This window comes from Virgibacillus sp. M23 (genome assembly GCF_034190895.1).
GTDB classification, from domain to species: Bacteria; Bacillota; Bacilli; order Bacillales; family Amphibacillaceae; genus Virgibacillus; species Virgibacillus salarius.
In genome coordinates this window covers 76,438-100,682 of sequence record NZ_JAWDHA010000010.1, presented here as the reverse complement: position 1 = coordinate 100,682, position 24,245 = coordinate 76,438, and the positions used below count along the sequence as shown (strand labels likewise).

At 34.7% G+C, this 24,245-nt stretch carries 19 protein-coding genes and 1 tRNA gene; 7 read left to right on the top strand and 13 right to left on the bottom strand.

Annotated features, from left to right (window positions below; genetic code table 11):
• Positions 1-228 precede the first annotated feature (228 nt).
• Positions 229-3,924: a 5'-nucleotidase C-terminal domain-containing protein gene (locus RVS70_RS06435; protein ID WP_321132761.1), complete on the bottom strand. Its 3,696-nt coding sequence runs from the start codon at positions 3,922-3,924 to the stop codon at positions 229-231.
• Positions 3,925-4,159: 235 nt separating this feature from the next.
• Between RVS70_RS06435 and RVS70_RS06430 the strand changes: the two genes are divergently transcribed.
• From RVS70_RS06430 to RVS70_RS06420, 3 genes are all read left to right on the top strand, one after another.
• Positions 4,160-4,232, top strand: a tRNA-Ala gene (locus RVS70_RS06430).
• A gap of 363 nt (positions 4,233-4,595) precedes the next feature.
• Positions 4,596-4,811, top strand: coding sequence for a hypothetical protein (locus RVS70_RS06425; protein WP_026682488.1), 216 nt, complete (start codon positions 4,596-4,598; stop codon positions 4,809-4,811).
• A gap of 445 nt (positions 4,812-5,256) precedes the next feature.
• Positions 5,257-5,652, top strand: a complete 396-nt coding sequence (locus RVS70_RS06420) for a spore coat protein (protein ID WP_051388425.1) — start codon at positions 5,257-5,259, stop codon at positions 5,650-5,652.
• Between the two features lie 277 nt (positions 5,653-5,929).
• Here RVS70_RS06420 and RVS70_RS06415 read toward each other — a convergent pair whose 3' ends face one another.
• From RVS70_RS06415 to RVS70_RS06405, 3 genes are all read right to left on the bottom strand, one after another.
• A complete protein-coding gene (locus RVS70_RS06415) occupies positions 5,930-6,640 on the bottom strand; it encodes an ABC transporter permease (protein ID WP_026682487.1) in 711 nt (236 codons plus the stop codon).
• Positions 6,637-7,485 carry an ABC transporter ATP-binding protein gene (locus tag RVS70_RS06410; protein ID WP_321132760.1) on the bottom strand — a complete coding sequence of 283 codons (849 nt, stop codon included), beginning with the start codon at positions 7,483-7,485 and terminating at the stop codon, positions 6,637-6,639. Before RVS70_RS06410 ends, RVS70_RS06415 begins: the two co-directional genes overlap by 4 nt.
• A 111-nt stretch (positions 7,486-7,596) precedes the next feature.
• Entirely contained in the window at positions 7,597-8,634 is a 1,038-nt protein-coding gene (locus tag RVS70_RS06405) for a LytTR family transcriptional regulator DNA-binding domain-containing protein (protein ID WP_205389504.1), read from the bottom strand.
• Between the two features lie 370 nt (positions 8,635-9,004).
• Between RVS70_RS06405 and RVS70_RS06400 the strand changes: the two genes are divergently transcribed.
• Positions 9,005-10,324 (top strand): glycosyltransferase family 2 protein, encoded by a 1,320-nt coding sequence (locus RVS70_RS06400; protein ID WP_051388420.1) that lies wholly within the window; start codon positions 9,005-9,007, stop codon positions 10,322-10,324.
• A 188-nt stretch (positions 10,325-10,512) separates the two neighbouring features.
• On the opposite strand, the gene RVS70_RS06395 is transcribed toward RVS70_RS06400, so the two are convergent.
• The 5 genes from RVS70_RS06395 to RVS70_RS06375 all read right to left on the bottom strand — a co-directional run bounded on the left by RVS70_RS06395 (position 10,513) and on the right by RVS70_RS06375 (position 16,678).
• Entirely contained in the window at positions 10,513-11,640 is a 1,128-nt protein-coding gene (locus tag RVS70_RS06395) for a DegT/DnrJ/EryC1/StrS family aminotransferase (protein ID WP_034679479.1), read from the bottom strand.
• Positions 11,640-12,962, bottom strand: a complete 1,323-nt coding sequence (locus RVS70_RS06390; protein WP_121604441.1) for a nucleotide sugar dehydrogenase — start codon at positions 12,960-12,962, stop codon at positions 11,640-11,642. The genes RVS70_RS06395 and RVS70_RS06390 overlap by 1 nt, the downstream gene beginning before the upstream one ends.
• A 110-nt stretch (positions 12,963-13,072) precedes the next feature.
• The gene (locus RVS70_RS06385; RefSeq protein ID WP_121604440.1) at positions 13,073-14,080 is read right to left on the bottom strand and encodes a glycosyltransferase family 4 protein; all 1,008 of its coding nucleotides are present in this window, start codon (positions 14,078-14,080) and stop codon (positions 13,073-13,075) included.
• A gap of 154 nt (positions 14,081-14,234) precedes the next feature.
• Positions 14,235-15,452, bottom strand: coding sequence for a glycosyltransferase (locus RVS70_RS06380; RefSeq protein ID WP_121604439.1), 1,218 nt, complete (start codon positions 15,450-15,452; stop codon positions 14,235-14,237).
• Positions 15,453-15,484: 32 nt separating this feature from the next.
• The gene (locus RVS70_RS06375) at positions 15,485-16,678 is read right to left on the bottom strand and encodes a glycosyltransferase (RefSeq protein ID WP_121604438.1); all 1,194 of its coding nucleotides are present in this window, start codon (positions 16,676-16,678) and stop codon (positions 15,485-15,487) included.
• Positions 16,679-16,827: 149 nt separating this feature from the next.
• Between RVS70_RS06375 and RVS70_RS06370 the strand changes: the two genes are divergently transcribed.
• Together RVS70_RS06370 and RVS70_RS06365 are read left to right on the top strand one after the other, a co-directional pair.
• A complete protein-coding gene (locus tag RVS70_RS06370; protein ID WP_121604437.1) occupies positions 16,828-17,583 on the top strand; it encodes an SDR family NAD(P)-dependent oxidoreductase in 756 nt (251 codons plus the stop codon).
• Positions 17,584-17,608: 25 nt separating this feature from the next.
• Positions 17,609-18,586 (top strand): dTDP-glucose 4,6-dehydratase, encoded by a 978-nt coding sequence (locus RVS70_RS06365; RefSeq protein WP_121604436.1) that lies wholly within the window; start codon positions 17,609-17,611, stop codon positions 18,584-18,586.
• Between the two features lie 14 nt (positions 18,587-18,600).
• Here the strand turns inward: RVS70_RS06365 and RVS70_RS06360 are convergent, their stop codons facing one another.
• On the bottom strand, positions 18,601-19,818 hold the full coding sequence (locus tag RVS70_RS06360; RefSeq protein WP_240455823.1) for a glycosyltransferase: 1,218 nt from the start codon (positions 19,816-19,818) through the stop codon (positions 18,601-18,603).
• Positions 19,819-19,968: 150 nt separating this feature from the next.
• Between RVS70_RS06360 and wecB the strand changes: the two genes are divergently transcribed.
• Positions 19,969-21,042, top strand: coding sequence for a non-hydrolyzing UDP-N-acetylglucosamine 2-epimerase (gene wecB / locus RVS70_RS06355; RefSeq protein WP_121604435.1), 1,074 nt, complete (start codon positions 19,969-19,971; stop codon positions 21,040-21,042).
• A 419-nt stretch (positions 21,043-21,461) separates the two neighbouring features.
• Here the strand turns inward: wecB and RVS70_RS06350 are convergent, their stop codons facing one another.
• The 3 genes from RVS70_RS06350 to RVS70_RS06340 are packed head-to-tail and all read right to left on the bottom strand — an operon-like array spanning position 21,462 to position 24,120.
• Positions 21,462-22,487, bottom strand: coding sequence for a D-glucuronyl C5-epimerase family protein (locus RVS70_RS06350; protein ID WP_321132759.1), 1,026 nt, complete (start codon positions 22,485-22,487; stop codon positions 21,462-21,464).
• Between the two features lie 5 nt (positions 22,488-22,492).
• Positions 22,493-23,182, bottom strand: a complete 690-nt coding sequence (locus RVS70_RS06345) for an acyltransferase (RefSeq protein ID WP_240455822.1) — start codon at positions 23,180-23,182, stop codon at positions 22,493-22,495.
• 14 nt (positions 23,183-23,196) lie between these two features.
• Positions 23,197-24,120, bottom strand: a complete 924-nt coding sequence (locus tag RVS70_RS06340; RefSeq protein WP_121604432.1) for a glycosyltransferase — start codon at positions 24,118-24,120, stop codon at positions 23,197-23,199.
• Positions 24,121-24,245: the final 125 nt, after the last annotated feature.

The following is a 24,245-nucleotide window of genomic DNA, read 5'->3' as shown; positions in this document are numbered from 1 at the left end:
GCGATATGCGTTCCTTTTTGTAGGAATCAAAAGACAAAACTCTGAACTACGATCCACTTATAGCTTCACCCGATTATAGTTCAGAGTTCTCTTATCTCTACTTTCTTTTACTTCGACCTTCTTCTAGCATAACTAGAAAACATACTTTATCGGTTCAACCTCTTAATGAGCAAAAACACTCATTTTAGCGACTTCCGAGTATACTAGTTGCTTTATCTATACAAAGATTTACATTTCATTGTTTTTCACACAAACAAATAAAAATAGTTTGTGGTATGAAGCCATATCAAAGGTTGCTGAACCTGAACCATTCGTAACCACTAAGGTTACTTCTTTCTCCCGAAGTAAGTCAACCTGTCTTTTGGTTAAGAATAAGACTCGATATTTCCAACCATTTTCAATATTTATTGTTAAACGGACGCCATCGTCTAGCTCTCTTATCTCTCTCGTATAGACCGTAGCAACGCCAAAATCTCGCTTCGGTTCAATTTCTATCTCTGGTTGCTCTCCAGGATCGCCCGGTTCTTTATCTGTTTCCGAAATTCTCCCCTCAGAGGTATACGTAAACGGATGATCTGGATTACTGTTTAAGCTTTTTACAAAATCAACGGTTGCATCAATATCTGCCGGACCAGTAACAGGATTTTGTCCTAAATCTTTAATTGGCCCCTCAGAAGTCCCCATGAAATTATTTACTGTTAGTGTATATACTTCATCTCTGTCAATTTGGGTACCATCTGGTAAGGTTACTTTCACTACTTCATTTAATGTTGAATTCCATGTATAATGCAAGCCACTCACACTATAATCTGGTCCATACTGCGAAGAAATCTGTTCATTCAATATCGTGTAAATATCATCTCCGGTTACTTCAACAGTCATCAACGTATTCCCAAATGGCTGAATATTATATAAATCTCCCCATGTCACTTCACCAGCAAGAAGATCATCACGGATTCCTCCGCCATTCATCATTGCAAAGTCACTATCCATGGCCCAATTCATAGCATCAGCGAGTAAATTCCCTAATCCATGATCTCCATCAACAATGTAATCACCAGTTAAATCAGTGGCATTATATCCGATTACGTCATTCAAAATTGGCCCAATTTGATTTTGATACTTCTCCAATATCGCGGTAACATCTTCATCTGGCGTATATTTACTTTGATCAACAAATACTATCTCCGCCTCTTTTTGAATAATATCGCCAGTTTTACGATCGATTTCTAAATCAATATCAGCAAACGCCTTTCCATATTCTGAAGCTTGGACAATTAACTTATTATCTACCATACCATCAACAACTTGATGGTTATGAGCTGCAAGAATTACGTCCACAGCATCATCCACATTTCTGGCTAAATCAGCAGCCTCTCCTGTCGCACCGTCACCATCTTGCTCTGCTGGAATATGTGCGAGGATAACAATTGATTCGACTCCTTGTCGTTGCAACTCCGCAACCGCATCATTTACAGCAATCATCGGATCAGTAAATTCAATATCTTGGATTCCTTCAGGCATGACAATATTAGCTGTCTCCTCTGTCGTAACACCGATAAAGCCAATATCTACACCATCTACTTTTTCAATGTAGTATGGAGATAACATAGGATCACCACTTCCTTTATACACACAATTTGCACAAAGCAGTGGAAAATCCATACCGTCATATTCAGGAGTACCTTTTCCTTCAGGATGCTCTCCGCCATTTACCATTCTCAGCAGTTCCTCTGTTCCTTCATCGAACTCGTGATTTCCAACAGAGCCAACGTCAAACCCGATCGTCTCCATAACTTCAACGGTTGGTTCATCCTGTAATAAACCTGATACAGGTGAACTACCGCCTATCATATCACCTGCATGTACGACGAAAGAATTAGGGTGATCCTGCTCTCTTTCTTTAATAGCGGAAGTAACATAGTCGATCCTTCCATACATCTTTGATACGCCATCGCCATCAGGATCTAATTCATATTCCTGATCGATCTTCCCATGTAAATCATTAAATCCAAGTAACTGTACTTGTAAATTTTCATCTACTCGGTCCCCAGCAGGAGTATATCCATAGGATTCTGCCTCTTCAGGACTTGCAAAAAATACACGTTTTTCAACTGGTACATCTGCCCAATTATCTGGTACAACATACTCCTTTGTATCCGAATTACCTACATATCGTTGGAAGCCTTTCTGATCATCATTTGCTCGAAAAACAAACGGCAATTCCAATAAAGGTTTTTCTGGATTCCAAATACCAAGCCCGTTATCCTTTGCATCCTTTACAGCAGCCTGATATTCTGGATAAACCTCTTCATTAAATGGTGCAATAAAATACGTTGAAGCGAAACCCTGTTCAACCATTTCTAAATTAATATTCATTCCATCTTCTTTGCGAATAACCTCTGCTAATAATCTCCCATAATCGTCTGTTGGTGTGTCGCCAAGCCGAATGATTACCTCATCACCTGGCTGGATTAAATCATTCATATAAGCAGTCGCAGCATCCCCATGAAATTTTTGATTTTCATTTATCTCATCTCTAGCTGGGTCATCATTATGGGCTACATAGGTTTCCGGTGTATCCATATTAACAAATCTAACTCTTGTTTCACCTAATACTGGATTAGCAATACGAATAGTATCCCCATCTGTTACACGCTCAACTGTCGTTTCATACTCGCCTGCAGCAGATGGTGGATCAGGTTGTTCTGCAGCTAGTTGAAAATCACTTTGCTCCGTTGGAATCAATTGATAGCTGTTATATTGACTGACGATTCCTGTCACGTCATACCACTTCTCTTCAGCTATTTGAGTGACATCTAATGCATTTTCCATGACGCGTAAAGTTGTTCCATTAAAATCTCCATCAATAAAGGAGATATTATATCCTCCACCAGCCGGACTCTCTGGAATACTTGAAAGAAAGCCATTCACACGTACAAGCTCACCTTCAAGCGATTCTGCAGTAGTTTCATTTTGTAATGCTTCTAAGCTTACTTCTTGAATCTCAGGTAGTTGCTGATCTGTTCCCAATACTTCTACACTGGAAGGAACGATCTCTTTTAGCCCATTGTAAGAATCTAACTGGCCAACAACCTTGATTAGATCCCCCTTATTTACATCTGGTAATTCACCTTGTTCAAAAGAGAATAGATTAATGCCGCCAGTATCATCCTGAATGTATGTTGTAAATTGAGTACCATTACTAATAGCATCATTATTTACTGTAACAATTCCTTCTACAGTTACAGCTGTTCTATCATTAAGCTGCCTAGCTTCATCAATGGTAATTAAATCAGGATTCTCTGGATCAGGTTCACCTGGTTCACCCGGATCAACGCCATCTACGGTATGATCACCGAGATATGCAAATGTATCCTTGTCATAATTGGTCCACTGTCCCTCGTCATAGTTGGAAACAGGAGCAATAACGGATGAATTCCTTACTAGTGTTACATCCTTCGCAAAATTACGATCATCCCCAATTATACCAATAACATCCAAATTACTAGCATTTTGTTGCAAAGCAATGGAATCGTTCCCATTGAAATTAATTACATTACCATTTGTTTGATCTGCCACCTCTAATACTGCCTCATCTGCATTTGGATGAGCAATTACATATGCATCGTCATATGCCAACGTACCATCCAATGTCATTGTTTGACTAGGCTCATTAGCACCATTACTATAAAGCGCCAATTGATAGCCTGACAAATCCACTTCTTCCCCTGTACCATTATAAATTTCAATGGCCTTATTATAGGAGCTACCTTCGATATACTCTGATATAAACAACTCTTCCGTTGTTTCTCCGTCGTCTGTCGCGGCCACAGATGTACTTAATACTGGTGAAAAATTCATTAAAATCAACGTAAAAATAAGAACCAAATAAAAAGACTGTTTCACCCGTAATTTTCGCATCTTCTCCCTCCTTAAGGATAAATAATTTATTGTCATGTATTACGTTGACATGACACACTTTTACTATCGCATAACAAACATTGATAATCTATAATAAATTAGTAAATTTTTGGTAAATTCAAAACTATATTACTATTAATTCTCTAAAATAGTAAATAAGTACCATGAACACAGATTAACTGATGTTGATGGACTTGCAAAAACAACCATACTTATCTATAATCAATTTATGTACGGGGCATTAGCTCAGCTGGGAGAGCGCTTCGCTGGCAGCGAAGAGGTCAGCGGTTCGAGCCCGCTATGCTCCATTAATTTAATCATGATCCACATATAAAAAATACAAACTTAGCCAATTGGTGGATAAGTTTGTATTTTTCTTTATTTAGATACTATGCTACTTATGTGATTTAACAAACATAATACATCTGACATGCTCCTCTATTAGAGAACTGTACCTGCTTATTGTTTGCATTCCATAATCTTTCATTATCCATACAAACGCCCACCTGACTTAGCTTTCCTTATACAAGCACAGTTTTTGGGATATTCACTTTACAAATAGATAATTACATCCAGAACCCTTAGCTATATATATTAAATAGACTACTATCCTTAACACGATTACCCTTTCTAAGAATATACTATATAAAAATCGTATGGAGGTGATTGGATTGAGTAAAAACAGTGAAAAAAACAGTAATAATGCCCCAGGTCAAATTGTAGATTTCCTTTTAGATGCTACACTAAAAAAACATGGGGCATCGTTAAAGACAAAAGAATTAGATGAAAAGGATAAAGAAATGGTCAGAAATATGGTTAATCAATTAAGAAAAAATGTGGAAGAATTTACGCAAGAAAATAAAGATACCAATGAAAACAAGGAATAATAGTTATTAAACTATATTGGATACTAGACAAATAAACTATTTATAAAATTAACTTCCTTCCTATATATGGTATAGCATGCATAATGAAGCCTGGTAAATCAATGGATATGTACCGGGCTTCACCTCTTTCTGAGAAAAATATCTATCTATAGCAATAAATAGGTAGTATATCTTAGTACAATCACCCTTCCTATTTCCACTCTTAATCATAAAATATTCTAAACGAGAAGAAGGAGGAAATAATAGTATGCCTAGATCAAGAGCATTTGATGATGTAAGAGACCATAGGAGAAAATGCGATTGCCATCGATTTAAGGATATCTGTGATAGCTGCGATAGACGCGATAAACACCATCATTGCGATCGTGACAGATTCGATGATCGTTTTGATTCATGTGACAAGAGCTGTGGCGATGACAAAAAATGGAGAGCACTAGACACTTCCATGTGTCACCCATTTGATAAAGATTCCACGGTGGATCAGGAGGCAAGTGGAGAATTAAATAATGTGCAAAAGTCTCTCGAATCCATTATTATTAAGGATTCCTGTGATGTAGAGGTATCCTCATCAGATATCCAAGCTGCACTTAATCTCCAAGTTGCGCTTCAGGTAGCAATTGCTATCGTAATTAGCATTTCGATTGCAGATGGTCATAAAGCAGACGAAATAACTCAAGATCTGTTCGCAAAATTAAAATCTAGCCAAATTAACAAACAGCAAGTTTATATTGAAAACTCACGCGGAGTAGAAGTATCCACAACGGATACTGATATTGCTATTAACATCCAAGTTCTATTACAAGTATTGATTGCATTAGTAATTAGATTAGATATTTTATAGTTCTAATAAAAAATATATCACTCCTACAGAAACAAAGGCTATCCCAAATGTCTACGAAGCATTTGGGGTAGCTTTTTTTGTCACGGTAAAATGGCAATTTATAATTTTTTCACTTCGATTCCTGTAACTTATCGTACATAAGAAACCTAGAATCATACCGGAGAAATTCGCTTTCAACGAAATTACATCCTTCTTCACCTAAATCAATAAAGCTTGCACTTCAATTTACACAAATAACTCTAATACCAAGCATTCAAAATAATGTTTATCAGTCTTGCTATCCAGCAGTCTCCTTCTTTTTATAAAACCAGGTCGTTAACAGCCAAATTCCTATTCCCCATACCAAAATGATAGCTAAATAACCCCAAATATCTTCGATACCTGCCCCAAGCTGCACTTCTTTTGCCAATTCTGCCAGTTGAACATTTGGTAAGTATTCAATAAAGGACAGAATTGGATAAGTATTGATTAATGTTTGTAACAACGTACTAAAACCGAATAAAAAGATAATTGGTAACGTAATGACAGATGCTTCTACAACTGATTTCGTTAATAATCCCATTAGTGTACCAAGACCAATATAAAAAACAGATGAGATTATCAGTGCAATAGCAATGAGACTTATACTTGATGGCTCATAATCTATTAATCTTGCTGATAGTATGATGGTTAGAAGTGTCAATAAAAAAGTAACTAAGCTCTTACCACCAAATATCTCTAGAATAGTTGCGGGAGAAAGCATTAAACCACGCAAGGTATTTTTTTCTTTTTCTTCAGCAATAATGGCACTTTGCACAAATACTCCGATTGTAGAGAACGAAAGATTAATAACTAGATAAATCATATCTATAGAAAGCTCATCCATTCTCGAATATAGCACAGCAATTAATAGTGGCATTAGCATTGAGGAAGTAATAAACATATTCTTCGATAAATCCTTTAAATCCTTTAGAAAGATAGCGTACATTCTTTTCATTGAAAAAGTCATACCAGTTTCCTCCCTGTTAGTTCTACAAATATATCTCCAAGTGTTGGTTCATTGGAATGAATAGAGACTACTTGATCTGATGCAAAATAATCGTATATGTCCTTTGCTCCTTCTGGACCAGCTGGTACATTAATTTCTCTACCATCTTTTAGTTCAATGCATACGGAAGCTTCCGCAAATTGCCTACGAAGCTTTTTCGGTTGATCTAGCAACTGAATTCTTCCTTGATGAAGAAATGCTACACGGTCACAAATGTTTTCAGCTTCATTCATATCATGCGTTGTTAAAAAAATCGTTGTCCCCTCCTTGTTCAGTTCACGTAATCCTTGATGAATAAGTGCTGAATTGGCAGGGTCTAGAGCAGACGTCGGTTCGTCAAGAAATAAAAGCGCTGGCTTGTGCAGTAATGCCCTTGCCAAAATGACGCGTTGAAACATCCCCTTTGACAACTTAGCTATCTGCTTTTTTCGTTCTTCAGAGAGACTTACCATTTCCAATACCTCTCCAATCCGTTTCGTTGAAACTTGATACAGCTGACAATATAGATTTAAATTATCCTCAATAGATAATCGACTATATAGCCCACTATTATCTGTAATTACTCCAAATTCACGTCGGTACTGTGGTTTATTTAAAGATGATGCTGGTTTTCCAAAAACCGTGGCCTCTCCAGATGTTTGTAATAATTGGCCAGTTAAAATTTTAATAGTGGTCGTTTTCCCAGCTCCACTTGGCCCCAAAAATCCAAACGTTTCTCCTTTTTCCACCGTAAAATTTACATCTTCTAATGCAGCTTGATTGCCATAAATCTTAGCAAGTGATTTTACCTGTATAATATGTTCCATTCATTTTCCTCCTATGCTGATAACTGTTTCGTGTAACCTCAGCATAGGAAAAAATCTGCAATTTAGCAGTATTTTTACCGTGAATGGAGCCATTGAATGGATGAATGGAGTCTATTTCATTCCTAACATATCCTTCAATTGTGCCATTTTTGATTTGGACAATGGAATGGAGGTCTTTTCTTTATTATTTAGAATTAAACTATAACTATTACGTGTCCATGTTATGACTTCACGTACCTTTTGCAAATTAACTATATAAGAGCGATGGCAGCGAAAGAATCCAAAATGCTCCAAGCGGCTTTCCAATTCATTTAATGTAGATGCACTAGTGAAGAGATTACCATTACTGTATATGTGAGATTGTCCATCATTACTTTCAATATAATCAATCTCAGGAGGATCAAATAGCACGATTTTGTCATTTACTTTCGTTGGTATTTTATTTAACTGAAAAGGCTGTACTTCTGCTTCAAGCATTGGATCGTCTAATATCGAATCACTTTCTCCTTTCTCTGTAGGAATTTGTTGTAAACCTGATTCATCTATACGAAGAACTTGATCAGCAATAGTTAGCGCACTTTCCAAATTACCAGTTAGTATAAGAACACCCTTCCCTTCATGCTGCAATCTTCTCGTAATAGAAATAAATACTTGTCTTGTTTCAACATCGACGTTTAAATCTGGTTCTTCAAAAATATATAACTCAGCATGCTGAAGCAATTGTTTTCCAAAACGGACGCGCTGTTTTTCAGAATACGTTAGCGTTTTTATTTTTTGGTTTTGTTTATCTTGCAGCTGCGTGATACGCAAAAGTTGATCAATCGTTTGATTACTATCGTAAATTGCTCGATAGAATGAGAAATAGTCTCTTACTTTTAATCTGTCATATATCCCGTCCTCATAGAAGGCTAGGACCACTCCTGATAAAAATAGATTTCTATTTTCCATTATTGTAACGCCATTGATACGAATTTCCCCCTTCGATGCCAGCGTTTTACCAGAAATTATTTCTAACAGCACTTTTCTTATATTTAATGTGGAATAAACAGCAGTAATATCTCCTTTCTCTATAGTAAGATTAAATATCGGAAATATGATAGAATCTTTTGTTCGCTTTTCTAGACTATGTATTACTAATAGGCCTGCCATTCGATTTCTCCTTACGTTCTGTATTTTCGTTTATCCTTTTAGTAGTAGTATTAGTTTACTAGATTATGGCATTATACTCTATATTCTTTTCCCCATGACAAATAACAATAGATCATTAATCAGCCACTCGCTAAAACTTAATAACTTTAAAAGTTAATTGATTACTAGGACTTACAGAAATAATAATGACTATTAAATCCGCCAACGTCTTTATTTAGTTTTACCTCTTTGCTAAAAGTAATTTTGTTACTTCTATCCTAAATTAAGCCATGCACTTAAGCGACTTAAAAAGCATATACTATATAGATTTTCTGTATATGGCACCTACACTATTCGATTTTTTAATACTATGCAAAGGTGGCGGTCTATAATGTTGAAAGATATATCAGCCATTATCATCTTTCCTTTCAATCAAAAAGTATTCTATAAAATGATAGCTTCTTTACGTGCTCTTCATAAGAGAATAAATTCTGTTATTGTATTTCAAGAAGAAAATGTAGTTTTAGATAGTAGTCAGTTTAGTGATTGGTCTATCCATTTTGATTTTGTTCCTATTAAGAATGACTTAGAAAAAGAACTAAATAATGTGATAGATCAGATGATTACCCCCTATGCTTTATTTCTAAGTCACACACATTGTCTATCTCCACATATCTCCTCAGAAAAGCTTCAGCTTAAACAACCAAAGACAGTGTTAGCAACGTGCTGCCATGACCATCATAGTATTATTTATCTGCCACTTTTCGTATCGACTGCGTATATTAAAAAAATAGGTGGGTTCTCCAACGTTAAAACTCCATTTAAAGAAGCCTTTTTGCCTGCTTGGATTGCGAATATAGATAAATCATGTCAAGTTAACAAAGAAGGTTTGATTAAGCAAGCATGGCAAACAGTCACCTCTACAAATAAGGAAAAACAATTAATGATAGAAAAATACCAATTAGAAAAAAATAAACGAAGTTCTCCTTCTCTTACTGTATTAATCTCAAATTATAATATGGAAAAATATGTAGAAACCGCCGTTGCTTCATGCACTTTACAAATAGAACCATTTGATCAAATACTAATCATCGATGATGGATCTACAGATAACTCCTTAAATAAACTATTACAATGGGATAATAGAGAACAGGTAAGATTATTTACCAAAAATAATGGAGGCAAGGCTAAAGCCTTAAATAAACTACTACCTTATGTTACATCTGAATTTATAGTAGAGCTTGATGCCGATGATTGGCTAGATCCTAATGCAGTATCCATTGTAAAAAAGTACTTATTAAAGCTCTCGAAGGAAACATCCGTGCTCTACGGTAATTTTAGGAGATGGAAACAAGTAAATGAAGACATACTTTTTAAAGGAATAAGTAAGGGGAAAAGCGTTGACGGAGAAGCTGAGTTGATGTCTTATTCATTCCCTCTCGGACCGAGGATATATCGAACATCGATTTTAAAAAAAGTAGGTGGCTTTCCAGTAATCGATTTTGAAAGTGGAAGGCTGTATGAAGATGTAAGCATCTTATTGCAATTAGTAAAGCAATCTAAGCTACATTATCAGGATTTTACGATTTATAATATTAGAGAACACAAAGAAAGTATTACCAAAAATAACGGTAGCAAATGGAATGAGTTTATTAACAACATAATTCCTAGGATAAATAATAAAAGTCCTAAAATAAATGAAAAGGATTGAATAAGTATTACTTATATATAGCCGACTATAGCTTCTTCACTACTTGTTATTGTAAATTATAAATGATTAACTAATCAAAAAAATCATTAGAGCTTATTAATAGTCCTAAGAAAGCAAAGCATAAAAACGCCCATAAGACTAGTTCATTACTCCTCTACAATTATGGGCGTAATTAGTTTATCTATGGCTTATAGACCGCTATTTAAAAAGTTTAAAACCTTTTCAATCACATACTCTTGTTTTTGAATAGATAGCATTGGATATATAGGCAACGCAAGTATTCTATTAGCTACTTTTTCTGCTATCGGGAAATCCCCTTCTTTATATTCGAGATAATGAAAAGCCTGCTGCAAATGTAAAGGAATTGGATAATAAATAGCAGAGGCAATTCCATAATTTCTTAATTCTAGTGCAAGTTCGTCTCTTTTATCTAATTCAATACAATACTGATGGAAAGTATGCGCTTTGTTATTTGGTATTACTGGGCTTTTCACAAATTCCTTAAAGTTATCTGTATACCGCCTTGCAACCTCCCTTCGCTGATGCAGGAAAATATCTAAATAAGATAATTTAATTAATAAAATAGCAGCTTGAAATTCATCAAGCCTACTGTTCATACCAATTGATGAATGATAATATTTTTCCTTACTACCATGATTTCTGAGTTTACAAATTTGTTCATAAACCTTTTTTTGATTCGTAGTTATCATTCCTGCGTCACCAAATGCCCCGAGATTTTTTGAAGGAAAAAAAGAGAAGCAAGCAATATCTCCAATCGATCCTACTCTTTTTCTATCATCTTCTGCTCCAATTGCCTGACAAGCATCTTCAATCACCTTCAAGTTATATTTTTTAGCTATATCTATGATTTCTTTCATTCTAGCAATTTGACCATATAAATGTACTACAAGAATGGCTTTTGTTTTTTCCGTAATTTGTTCTTCAATTTTTGCAGGATCTATATTATATGTTTCTTCTTCAATATCTACAAAAACAGGAGTAGCACCGACTTGTGCGATGGCTTCACCAGTAGCAAAGAAAGTAAACGGAGTAGTAATTACTTCATCTCCGTCCCCAACATTTAAAGCTTTAAGGGACAATTCTAACGCATCAGTGCCATTTGCTACTCCGGCACCATACGATGCTCCTACATATTTCGCTATTGCCTTTTCTAATTTCTCTCCTTTTTCTCCTAGTATATACTCACCGCTATCTAAGACATCACCTAACGTCTCGATAATTGGACTTCTTATTAGATATAATTCTTCTTTTAAATCTACCATTGGAATAGGGGTTAATTTGTTATTGTTAAACATCATAACTCCTCCTTTGGCTTTTCATTACCTATACTCCTATAAGTAATCCCCAGACTACTGATCTCATTTTTATTTAGTTTATTTCGGCCATCTAAAACTAGCATACAATTTTTGAACTCTTCAAAACTTAAATCAGTATAAGCATCATGAAAAGCCTGAAGGATTACAACATCAATTTCAGAAACAAATTTATCCTGTAAAGATAAAGGCGAAGCTCCATATGATTTAATTTCTTCATTCGTAAATAAAGGATCATTTACAAATACATTTGATCGCATATTCGTTAGTTGGTCCATTAAAAGTAATGTTGTAGACTTAGTTGGTTCCTTTACATTTTCTCTATACGATAATCCTAGAATGAGAATATTTTTGTCTGTTAAGCTTCCAAGTTCCTTTTCAATCTTAGCAATAGCATAATTAGCCATACGATCATTAATTGTCCTTGCCAACCGTGTCATTCCTTGTTTCAAACCTTTATTAATAAAAAAATATGGATATATTGGAATACAATGTCCTCCAACACCAATTCCAGGTGTGTGTAAATGTGAATATGGCTGACTATTACTTGCTACTATTACTTCTGACATATTTACGCCTTTTGTTTCTGCAAACTGAGCTAGCTCATTTGCAAGTGCAATATTCACATCACGATATACACATTCTGCAATTTTAGAAAACTCAGCTGTTTCTATTGAGCTCACTTCAATCAATTCACAATGTAAAGCATTTTTATAAAATTTTACAGCTAATTCCAAACTCTTTTCATTAACTCCACCAACAACCTTTGGATATTTTTTTAAATCTTCTATTATTCGATTGGAATAAACTCTCTCTGGACTATAAGCGAGGTAGAAATCTTCTCCTAAGCGTAAACCAGATAGCTCTTCTATCTTTTTACCAAACCGATGTTGTGTATCACCAGGAGGAATAGTCGTTTCAAAAATAACTAGTGTACCTTTTTTAATCCCACTAGCTATATCTTTAACGGCAGCATCTATCAATTGATAATCTACATTGTACTGATTATCGATTAGTACAGGGACAATTACAACAACTATATCCGATTTCGTAACAGCTTCTGCTGTCACAGTGGTTGCAGATAAGTTCTTGCTTTTATGAGCTGTCAAAACCAACTTATCTAAGCCAGGTTCATTTACAATATGAGATTTACCTTGATTAATTGTAGCGACAACATCCTTATTTATATCCGATCCATAGACATTATAATTATTATTCGCAAATACTGCAGCCAGCGTTAATCCAATTTTCCCAAGTCCAATTACTGCCACATTCGCTAATGCTTCTTGTTGATCTGTTATCATTATTCACCCTCATTTCTACAAAGAAAGATACTATAACATACGAATCCACTTGTAGAATGACTGTACATTAGCACTTATAAGGATAAAATCAACTACCGCCTCTAAAACTACTACTTTAGTTCGTTATAAATATCAAGATAACGTTGTGCGACGATGGGAGAATCATGATATGTCTCAATATATTTTCTTCCTCTTTTTCCAAGCTTATTCCAGCTCTTTGGTCTTTGGATTAGTTCTTTTAGTACGCTTGTAATCGTAGAAGGATTCGCATTTATGATTGGGGTATTACCGGGGTATTTAGTCACTAGGTCTTCCCTTAAATAGCAAATAACAGGCTTTCCGAAGGCCATTGCCTCAGAACTAATATACCCGCTAGCCCCAATTCGTAACTGATCGATAACAATATCAGCTTGGGACAGCATATTCCTTGTCTCTTCATATGTAATCCCTTCAAGCAATTTAAACTGAAAAGGTATTCCTGATTCCTTTAAATCATGAACAGCTTGTAAAATAAATTCTGTCCCCTTAAGATCGCGCGAGGTAGGAGCATGAACAACAAGTGGAGATGTTTTTCGTGGGTCAGGGTACTTTGGCTTAAAATTACGGACATTAATGGTATGTGGAATAATATGTGTATGTTTATACATGTGTGAAATATACCCTTCCAATTCAGGGTCTTGGACAACGGCATGATCAATATAGCCTGAAAGCTTCTCTACATTGCTATATATTTTTTCTTCCGTCCATTCAGGTTTCACACGAACATATGGGTTTAAACGCTTTGCAACAGACAATACGCGAATATCAGAACCATGATGATGTACGATCATTTTCTTACCTGCTTGCTTTAACATGGCTAGATCCCTTTTATCAGAAAAAAAAGTTTCACCAAAATGAAAGTGAAAGATGTCATAGGTTTGCATCGCTTCTTCTAAAAATTCGTTGATTCTTTTTTCCCTTTCCGTAGGTGGTAATAAATTTAAATGTAGGCACATATCTGGTTGAAACTTGTATATATTGTCGTTAAAATGACATGCTGTCGCCTCGACTCCTTTTGCTCGTAATGCCCGACATAATTCAATCATAGGGGCACCATAAGGTAAATGTAAGACTTTCATTAGAATTCTCCTCGTATATTAATATTTAGGCGTTATGTTTTCGCCCATTGTTTCCTATTCATTCTTATTTCTTAAATATTTTACGTGCGTTAAACCCGTCGTTTTACACTACAAACGGACACTTTTCGATGGCTAATTCGTACTATTCTCCCAATTATCCATCCATTAATTTTTTATACACTTTAAATAGTCTTTTTTCCATATGCTCCCAACTGAACATAGACTCCATTATCTCTCGTGCATGATAACTCATCTCATCAAGCTTATGATTTTCTAAGTCGAGTAAAGCTTCTACATAATCTTGTGCATCAGCCTTTAGCTTGGGGACAACGTAACCACATCGATACGTTTGAATAAATTCAGCCATATCTTTACATTGATTTACTAAAACCGGAACACCATTGTTTAAATAACTAAAGAACTTATTTGGCATAGCAAATTTGTTATTTAAAGAATGACTGACGTCTAAATCAATCCACCCTATATCTGCATCTTTCATAGCTTTTGGTATGGAATCATAATGCTGCCACCCCACAAATTCAATATGATCATTAATATTCGTTAGGTTGTAATGATTATTATCGTATTTACCTGCCTTCCATCCCCCAATTATTTTGGCTTTTACAGGCATTTGCTTATTAACTAATTCCAATATATGAACAAATTTATTAAAGCTCCCTCTCTTTTTATTTACTGTGCCTTCATACACAAGCGTTAATTCGGAATTGTTCGTTTTCTTCGGTACATAATCCCTAGCTAACGGTGGAGAATTATAAATTATTTCTATAGGGAGATTGAGATTAAAGGATAAATACCACTCTTTAATTGATTCAGATACAGTTACCAAATAATCTAACTCTTTTAGCATTATTTTCAGCATCTGAATTTTTATTTTCAACGTTTGGATAGGCTGTTTTAAAAGGGGGTCAGGTTCTAATTCATGACTATCATAAACAAGTTTGCATCGTTTTCCTTGAGACATGAATGCACGTTTGATCAAAATACCAGAATATAAAGAAAAAAATTCATGTGCATGATAAATATCAGCATCCTGCTCAATCCCTAGTTGTGTTAACGGATCTGAAAACTGATTATTCTTTTTCGACTGGAGGTTATAATGCAATGTTTTTATATTTTTTTCCGGGAACATTTGCTCATATGTAACTATCTTTATGCCTTCATAATAAAACGTTTTTTCTAGAAAACGTTCAGTAAATGTACTACCGTCAATATCAAATAAATACCCCTCTATTCTGGGCACAATCATCGTTACACGATACCCTTGTTTTAACAGGCTCTTCGCTTCCTTTTTAAAAATACGAGCATCCAGAAAAGGGTGCTCCGTTAATAAAAAACAAACATCTGTATGCATTATTACCCTCCCAATAATAGCCTCAATTCATTCTATAACAGAAAATACGGTTGTCGGTTTCCAACTAAGGATTGATAAACCGCCAATAAACGTTTTTCCATATGACTCCAGCTATAGGTTTCTTGCATAACGTTTCTTGCATTCTTACTCATTATCTGCCATTCATTCGGATATTGGTGCAAATATTGTATCGCATCTATATAATCCAAATAGCTAGAATTTCGTTTATTAATTACCATTCCACAATAATACGTTCTAATAAATTTCTCTAGATCACTACATTTATTTCCTATAACAGGGATGCCATTGTTTAAATAACTAAATAATTTAGCAGGCATGGTAAAGGCATTATTAAGTGAATGTGATGGATCAAGATCTATTAACCCAATATCTACATCCTCCATGGCTTTCGGTAGATCATGATAATTAATCCAACCAAATAGCTCTATCCTTGATTGTAAATGTTTTGGTATGGAAAGTGTCTCCCCGTATCTTGGACCACCAATGATCTTAAAGTGAATATCAATATCTTCATTGTAAAAATCCGTTATTGCTTTTATTTTCTCAAAGGTTTCTTTTGATATATTTCCTTCATGTGCTACCACAAGTGAATGATTAGACCCATTTTTTTTCTTGATATTTGGTGTTAATGATGGCGCATTATACACGACCTCTATGGATAGCAATGGATCTATAGATAAGTACCAGGATTTAATCGATTCAGATACTGTAACAATGTAATCAACCTCTTTTAAATTATCTCGGAGTGTCCTCATCCATCTTTGCTTTGTTTCAGCATTAATTTTTAAAGAGAATGGGTCTGGAATTATTTGTCTGCTGTCATATATTAATTTAACCTTTTTACTATTCTGCTGTCTTAAAGCACACTTAATTTCTTTACCATATGTAAATGAATTCAACTCATGGGCATGATAGAAATCTGCATTCTCTTTCAATCCTAATTGATAAAGAGGATCAGATAAATAATTAACGGATCTTTTTTCACTATCATAGGTAACAACTTTAATGCCTTGATAATAAAAAACCTCATCACGAAATTGCTTGGAAAATGGTTTTCCATCGACATGAAATAGCAGACCGTCTTTTCGTGGTGCAATAATCGTAACATCAAAACCATGATTTAAAAGGCTTTTGGCCTCACATTCAAATATACGTGAATCTAGAAAAGGAAGGTAACATAGCAACATACATACCTTTTGATTCAAAAAAAATCCCCCTATCTTTACTGTCTGAATTGAATATAGTCCTTCTTTCTACTTAATAAAGTATTAACACTCTAAATAAAATATTCATACATATAATTGAAATATGTGATGTATTTTTCACCGCTACATGAAATATTGGAGGATACCTTATGGATTTACAATTACAAGGTAAGAAAGTACTTGTTACTGGTGGAACTAAAGGAATTGGTAAAGCAATAGCAGAAGCCTTCCTAAAGGAAGGGGCCAAGGTGGGTATTGTAGCTAGAAATAAGTTAGAACTAGAAGCAGTGAAAAAGGAACTTGGTGTCAAGATTTATACAAAAGATATCGCAAATAATCAGCAAAGAGAACAATTAATATCTGATTTTATAAACGATTTTAATACAATAGATGTTCTTGTTAATAATGCAGGGGCTAGCTATGGAAAAAGTATTTTAGAAACACCCCCCAATCTATTTAATGAAGCGATGAATCTCAACTTTATCGCTGCCGTTCATTTAAGTCAATTAGCAAGTCAGCACATGATTACTGAGGGGTCCGGAGTAATTATAAACATCTCTTCTATTTACGGAAAGGAATCAGGGGGAGTTCCAGCTTATAACGCTTCAAAATCCGCTTTAAATAGTTTCACAAAATCGTTTAGCTCTGAAGTAATAAAACATAATATTCGTGTTAATGGTATTGCTCCAGGTGCTATTTTCCACCCCAACAAGGAATGGAAACGACGAATTAAAAACGACCCACACTTCTTAGACAATTATGCACAAGCTAACATACCAGCAGGAAGACTTGGTAAACCAGAGGAGATAGGAAATACTGCTGTTTTTCTTGCATCAAATAAAGCTTCGTGGATCGTTGGATCTACAATTAGTGTAGACGGTGGTCAGTCACGATTGAATTATTAAATGAAACATGGAAGGGAAGGGCAACATGAAAAGGCAGTCACTTAAAAACAGTACTATTTTAGTCATTGGTGGAGCGGGCTTTATTGGAAGTCACTTAATAGATAAATTAATCGAAGAAAAAGCTAAAGAAATTATTATTTTAGATAATCTTTTTACCGGAAACAAAGAAAATTTAACCTCTGCTCTGGAAAAGAATAATACAACGCTTTATATCGATAATGCCGAAAACCAAGAAATTCTAAACTATATTATGGAAGAACACGACATTGACATTGTTTTTAACTGTGCAACCAAAGCATTGAACTATTCGTTTATGAATCCAGCCAATGCCTTTTTAACAAATGTTATAGTCTTGAAAAATTTATTAGAATTACAACGAAAAAAGAAATTTCAAACACTGTGTCATTTTTCATCATCAGAGGCATTTGGATCATCTCAGTATCAACCGATGGATGAAAATCATCCTTTAGCTCCTACAACAACTTATGCCGCCGGAAAAGCTGCTGCTGATTTGATGTTACAGTCTTACGTAACCATGTTTGATCTAGACGCATTTATTGTTCGGCCATTTAATAATTACGGGCCTAGACAAAATTTCACAGGACCTCTAGCTGGGGTTATTCCTACAACGATTAGAAAAATACTTTCTAATGAAATTCCTGAAATTCATGGCAGTGGTCAACAAACAAGAGATTATATATATGTGAAAGATACTGTCGATATCGTGACAACACTATATTCCGTAATTCCTCCAGGAGATTCTGTAAATATTACAACAGACCAACAGTTATCGATTGAATATATAATGGAGACGATCATTGATGAAATGAATTATCAAGGAGAGATCCTTAGAAAACCAAATCGAAAAGCCGATGTTACCAGCCATAGGGGATCAATGAAAAAATTGCAGAGCTTGATTGGCTCCTATAATAAAACTGACTTTAAGGATGGAATTGCATTAACGATAAATTGGGTAAAACAGCAGGTCACTGAAACGAACTAAAAAAGAGCTTTACGCTAGTTATTGAGTAACTCATGATATACATTATCTAATCGGTTCTCCATTTTCTCCCAGCAATACGTTTCTTCCATTACTTTTCTAGCGTTTAGACTCATTTGTTTCAATACCTTCTTATTATTGGCTAAATATAGCATAGCTTCAGCATAATCTGTAGCAGTAGCATCTCTTTTATTAATTACTAAACCACATCGATGGGTTCGTAAAAAAGATTCCATCTCATGGGAGCGGTTTACTACAATAGGAACACCATTATTTAAATAACTAAAGAATTTATTCGGCATCGCATAGGAACGATTAAGTGATTCATGTAAATCTTCATAATCAATCCAACCTACTTCTACATCTTTCATATGTTGTGTAATAGAATAATAATCTACCCACCCAGTTAATTTAATTTTATCCTTTAAATGATTGGGAAGTTTAAATGTATCACCAAACCTCGTTCCACCTATAATTTTAAATTGAAATTCGATGGAATCAGCACATTTTTCTGTAATTTGTATTATTTTATCCTTACTTCCCCTTTTATAATCAATGTTACCTTCGTAACAGGTAATCAGACCATTTCCGGTAAAGTCCTTTGGCTGAAATTCTTTAACCAATGGATGCGAGTTATATATGACCTCTACAGAAAATGTGGGATCTTGGGAAAGAAACCAAGACTTTATCGAATGTGAAATGGTAATGATTTGATCAACTTCTTTCAGCATAATTAAAAGCTTCTCTTTCAAGTTATTGCGATGACTCTCATGGTTTTTAGGATCGAAAGGGTCTGGTGTTAATTCATGACTATCATAAATTAACTTTACTTCTTTATTCCTTTGCTTTAATAACCTTTTTACACCAATCCCAGCAAAAAGCGATAAATACTCATGAGCATGATAAACGTCTGCATTTTGTTGTATACCAAGTTCTGTTAATGGGTTACTGAACCCTTGTTCCCACTTAGATACGGGAGCTACGACTTTGCTTAATGGTGCTCTACTTTCTTCAAATGAATAAGTGACTATCTTAATTCCTTCATAAATAAATGATGAAGAAGTAAATTTATCTTTTATAGGAGTACCATCTATGTCAAACAAATATCCATCCTTTCTAGGAACAATTAATGTCACATCATAACCTAAATTTCTTAAACTTTTGGCTTCCCGTTTAAATATTCTAGAATCTAAAAATGGGTGTTCTGCAACTAGCATGCATACCTTTTTAGACAATTTTTCATGCCCCTTTCCTGTATTAAAGTTGTTTTAGATATCTAACTCTTTTATTCTATTTTTTTACTTTTCAAATCATGTGCAGACTAGCGATAAGGATATAAAAATCATAATTTTATACTGAAAGCCTTATATAGAAAGGAGAAAGAAATGCACATTTTAACTATAGTAGGCGCAAGGCCACAGTTTATCAAAGCATCTATGTTATCTAAAGCGATCAATTCCCAATCCAAAATAAAAGAGATCATGGTACACACAGGTCAACATTATGATGATAATATGTCTACCATCTTTTTTGACCAATTAAAGCTTGCTAAACCAGATTATTATTTAGGTATAGGTTCTGGCTCTCACGGTGAACAAACTTCTAAAATGCTATTAGAATTAGAAAAGATTATGATGTCTGTTAAGCCTGATATTGTACTTGTATATGGAGATACGAATTCAACCCTTGCAGGAAGCATCGCTGCAGCAAAACTCCATATTCCCTTAGCTCATGTTGAGGCTGGTTTACGTAGTTTTAATAAAAAAATGCCTGAAGAGATTAATAGAGTGATTACAGACCATTTATCAACATTGCTATTTTGTCCAACGCAAACTGCTATTGATAATTTAGAACACGAAGGCATCAACAGAGGTGTTTATTTAACGGGAGATATTATGTATGATTCTATTCTTTACTTTAAAGATCATGCTATCCAACAATCTACCATTTTAGAAGATTTATCACTTACAAATAATAATTATTATCTTGCCACTGTTCATCGAGCAGAGAATACCGATCAACCCGAACATTTAAAACAAATACTAACTGCATTTCAACAATTAGCTAAAACAGTAGTCCTTCCATTACACCCTAGAACTAAAAGTAAAATTAAACAGTATAAGTTAAATGAATTAATTGATTTACCTCATATCAAAACAGTAGAACCATTACATTATTTTGATATGTTAGCATTAACTGCTCAAGCAACAGCAGTTCTAACTGATTCTGGTGGTTTACAAAAAGAAGCCTATATGCTACAAATTCCGTGTATTACATTAAGGCAGGAAACAGAGTGGATTGAAACTGTACAGACCGGCTGGAATCAGCTAGCAGGATATAATACGAAACAAATAGTAAATAATGTCAGGAATCTAAAGACTCCTAATCATTCTCCTCCACGGTTTGGTGACGGAAAAGCAGCCTACGCTATTCACCATATTTTAATGAATGACTTTTAATTTAAAATAGAAACCTGAGAAAATGAGACTAAATATACAGATACAATAAAAGTAAAACTTCAATCAGTTGGGGGTTTTTGTTTTCCCCCACTGATTGTTAGTACCACAAGGGTATGACCTAAAGGCACTGGAACCAATCGGACATTTACTGGCAGTTGATCCCACACTTATCCATATCGATTTCACTATTGCTTGAAGTGGGGATTTTACTGCCAGTTATATGCGGGATTAACGATGATCTTTCATTCCAGAGCCCCTTGATATCCCCAACTTAGGGGAAAACACAGACGCACTGCCCCTATTGTCTTACGCATCTCATAATAGGGGGAGCACTGCGATGTACAAGCCTACCTAGAATCGAGCTTCTATAACATTCTTTCCTATTTAGAGAATAATTCATTTGTATACTTTTATTTGAATTATACAGTAGACACTTTTCCGTCTAAATAGCCTTTCCATCTTTGTAATGCTTCGTTCATTTTTGCGTCCTTCTCTATCGAGTTTAATGCAGCTAATAAATGGATATGGGTAATATGATACCCCCACTTTGCTACATTTGGATAACCTCCATCCGTTGTATAATGCGTTAAATCATAAGCAGTGCGTGAACCCAAATCATATAAAGGTAACATTCTTTTTAGCGAAACAATTCCTTCTTGATATAATTTTTTTGTTTCCACATCGCCACTTTGTTTAGAAAGATCATATAACCCAATTAATGCAAACATGAAGCCATTCAAAATAAAACTAGGTGGATCTGTTGGACATTCTTCATAAAACATGTACTTGTCTTCAAACTTAGCTAGCACCCCATTGTTATTTGAAGGAATTTCAAACATTTTAGTGGCTTTTAATGCACATTGCTCATACTTTTTATCTTTGGTAAGCGCAGTAGCCCTAGATAAAACAGACATAGCCATACCTAATCCAATCGCAGAATACCATGGAGACTTGATTTTATTTAACCTATCAGGGTAATAGTGAAGATCAAATTGATACGGCCACCCTCCTTGTTCGTCTTGATGATGCATAAACCAATCAGCTACTTTTAAAAATTTTTGCTTACTTGCTAATTTCTTCTCTTTTAAATAAATGCTATAATGTTGCAGGCCATATTGAGCAATTGTAGACGGATTAAAATATTTTCCATACGTGTAAATTGTTTTGGGAATACCATTAATAAATTCGACATTCCAATTCTCTACACGATTTCTGTCATAATGTAAGTAATTACCTTGATAATCATATTGATCTATTTCTAAATAACGAGCCTTCGTAATGAAAATTTTCAACAAATTATCTGTTTCTAGCCACTCTTTTTCAACACCGTAGCCTTTTTCTAGTAAAGTTATTGGAATTAGAAATTCATTACCAATTCTCTTCCCAACTGCTTCGAATTGATTGTGCATCAAAACCATAATATCTTCTATCTGCTTTGTATCCATCTAAATCAACTCTCTTCTGATAAACCTATTATTTTTGCGGGTATGCCTACGGCTATTACACCATTTTCTAAATGCTTTGTAACAACAGAACCTGCACCGACTATCGTGTTGTTTCCAATATTGACCCCCGGTAGTAATGATGCATTATTTCCAATTTTGGCACCATTTTTAATAAAAGGTCCCTTTAAGCTATAACTTTGCGCTCCCATATACTTATCATTAGACATTGATACACAGGGACCAACAAATACATTATCTTCTATTATGGTATCCCCTGTAATATATGCCATTGTTTGAATGGTACAAGAGTCTCCAATTTGTGTATTTAGTTCAACTATCGCTGCTCTACCGATAACCGTTTTATCACCGACTATCGTATTTTCTCTGATACTCGCATGATCACCAATGAATACCTCTTCGCCAACTTGAGTACCAGCGTAGATAGATACTAGATGACCAATCCGTGTACCAGCTTTAATTACTAACTCGGTAATATTCGACGTTTTCCGCATTCTTTGGTTAATAGCTGGCTTGATACCAAGAACACAATTACAGCCAATCGTTACATTGTTATCAATTTTTGTTCCCTCTAAGATCACAGAGTTATGGCCAATTACAACATTCTCTCCAACTGTGACGTCATCCTCAATTGTAACATGATGACCAATCTGCGTGCTTTCAGGTATAGAAGACAAACAAAAACCTCCCATTATTGTGATTGAAGTATCTTTTCTATTTTCTTAACTAATTGCTGTGCTCGGTGTTGAACAGTATGGTGTTGATGAATAAACCGGTATCCTTGTTCAATTATTTGTTTCCGTTCCGTTTCATGAGCTAAAAAATATGCTGCCTTTTCTTCAAAATTAATTTCATCGATTGCTACAAAATGTACTCCTGGAGTAAAACCTATATCTTCTAATTCTTTAAAGGTAGGGGCTAATAGCAATGTTTTACAAGCAAGTGCTTCAAAATATTTCAGAACTGGATAATTATGTCTAGATGGGCAAGTAAAAAATAGCTTGGATCTGTTCAACTCTTTTGCATAATTGTGCTCCATCATCTTTTCTTGTTCTTTTTCTCTGAAACTTTGATAACCTGGATGCCTGTGATAAATAAAATCAGCATTCCCCTCATACGTCTTTATGATTTTTTGCCTTAAGGGATACGTATCACTTACAGCTCCCATCAGTAGTAAGTTGATATCTTTTTTTAACTTATAGTCTTTACATACATCTATATTGACGAAATGCGGAAACCATTCCATTTTATCTTGAAATTCAGGATATAATGTTAAAAATTTATCTCTAATGATAGAAAACAAGTAATCTATATTATTTTTATTAATAAAATTTCGTCTAAGGCTTATAAAGCGATGGACATCATTTACAAATAAACCAGTTGGTATATCAATATGAGCAAGGCCGTTTATCTTTGGTGACATATGTCGATCAATATCATTTAAAAGTACTATAAAATCGGGTCTAGTTTCTAGTTTCCTTAATATATAGTCAATGTGTCCAGACTGTCTCCATAATGTTAAATGTACCATATTTTTAAGTTCCTGCTCTAAATAATAAAAATTCCTATTGATCAATTTAGAAGTGTCTTCTGCAATTAAGAGCAATTTGATCATGTTGACACTCCTTCCTATCATTCGCGCACAGGCCAATTGCCAATTTTAAAATTTGTCGTTATGACAGTCTACCTCACTTTCTAGCTAATGCATAACATGTAAATAATTCGTATTCAAAGTGAGGA

What these genes read in the sequence shown, in the direction of transcription:
- RVS70_RS06435 (WP_321132761.1), bottom strand. Translation starts at nt 3,924, where the DNA reads ATGCGAAAATTACGGGTGAAACAGTCTTTTTATTTGGTTCTTATTTTT.
- RVS70_RS06420 (WP_051388425.1), top strand. Translation starts at nt 5,257, where the DNA reads ATGTGTCACCCATTTGATAAAGATTCCACGGTGGATCAGGAGGCAAGT.
- RVS70_RS06415 (WP_026682487.1), bottom strand. Translation starts at nt 6,640, where the DNA reads ATGACTTTTTCAATGAAAAGAATGTACGCTATCTTTCTAAAGGATTTA.
- RVS70_RS06410 (WP_321132760.1), bottom strand. Translation starts at nt 7,485, where the DNA reads ATGGAACATATTATACAGGTAAAATCACTTGCTAAGATTTATGGCAAT.
- RVS70_RS06405 (WP_205389504.1), bottom strand. Translation starts at nt 8,634, where the DNA reads ATGGCAGGCCTATTAGTAATACATAGTCTAGAAAAGCGAACAAAAGAT.
- RVS70_RS06400 (WP_051388420.1), top strand. Translation starts at nt 9,005, where the DNA reads ATGTTGAAAGATATATCAGCCATTATCATCTTTCCTTTCAATCAAAAA.
- RVS70_RS06395 (WP_034679479.1), bottom strand. Translation starts at nt 11,640, where the DNA reads ATGTTTAACAATAACAAATTAACCCCTATTCCAATGGTAGATTTAAAA.
- RVS70_RS06390 (WP_121604441.1), bottom strand. Translation starts at nt 12,962, where the DNA reads ATGATAACAGATCAACAAGAAGCATTAGCGAATGTGGCAGTAATTGGA.
- RVS70_RS06385 (WP_121604440.1), bottom strand. Translation starts at nt 14,080, where the DNA reads ATGAAAGTCTTACATTTACCTTATGGTGCCCCTATGATTGAATTATGT.
- RVS70_RS06380 (WP_121604439.1), bottom strand. Translation starts at nt 15,452, where the DNA reads ATGCATACAGATGTTTGTTTTTTATTAACGGAGCACCCTTTTCTGGAT.
- RVS70_RS06370 (WP_121604437.1), top strand. Translation starts at nt 16,828, where the DNA reads ATGGATTTACAATTACAAGGTAAGAAAGTACTTGTTACTGGTGGAACT.
- RVS70_RS06365 (WP_121604436.1), top strand. Translation starts at nt 17,609, where the DNA reads ATGAAAAGGCAGTCACTTAAAAACAGTACTATTTTAGTCATTGGTGGA.
- wecB (WP_121604435.1), top strand. Translation starts at nt 19,969, where the DNA reads ATGCACATTTTAACTATAGTAGGCGCAAGGCCACAGTTTATCAAAGCA.
- RVS70_RS06350 (WP_321132759.1), bottom strand. Translation starts at nt 22,487, where the DNA reads ATGGATACAAAGCAGATAGAAGATATTATGGTTTTGATGCACAATCAA.
- RVS70_RS06340 (WP_121604432.1), bottom strand. Translation starts at nt 24,120, where the DNA reads ATGATCAAATTGCTCTTAATTGCAGAAGACACTTCTAAATTGATCAAT.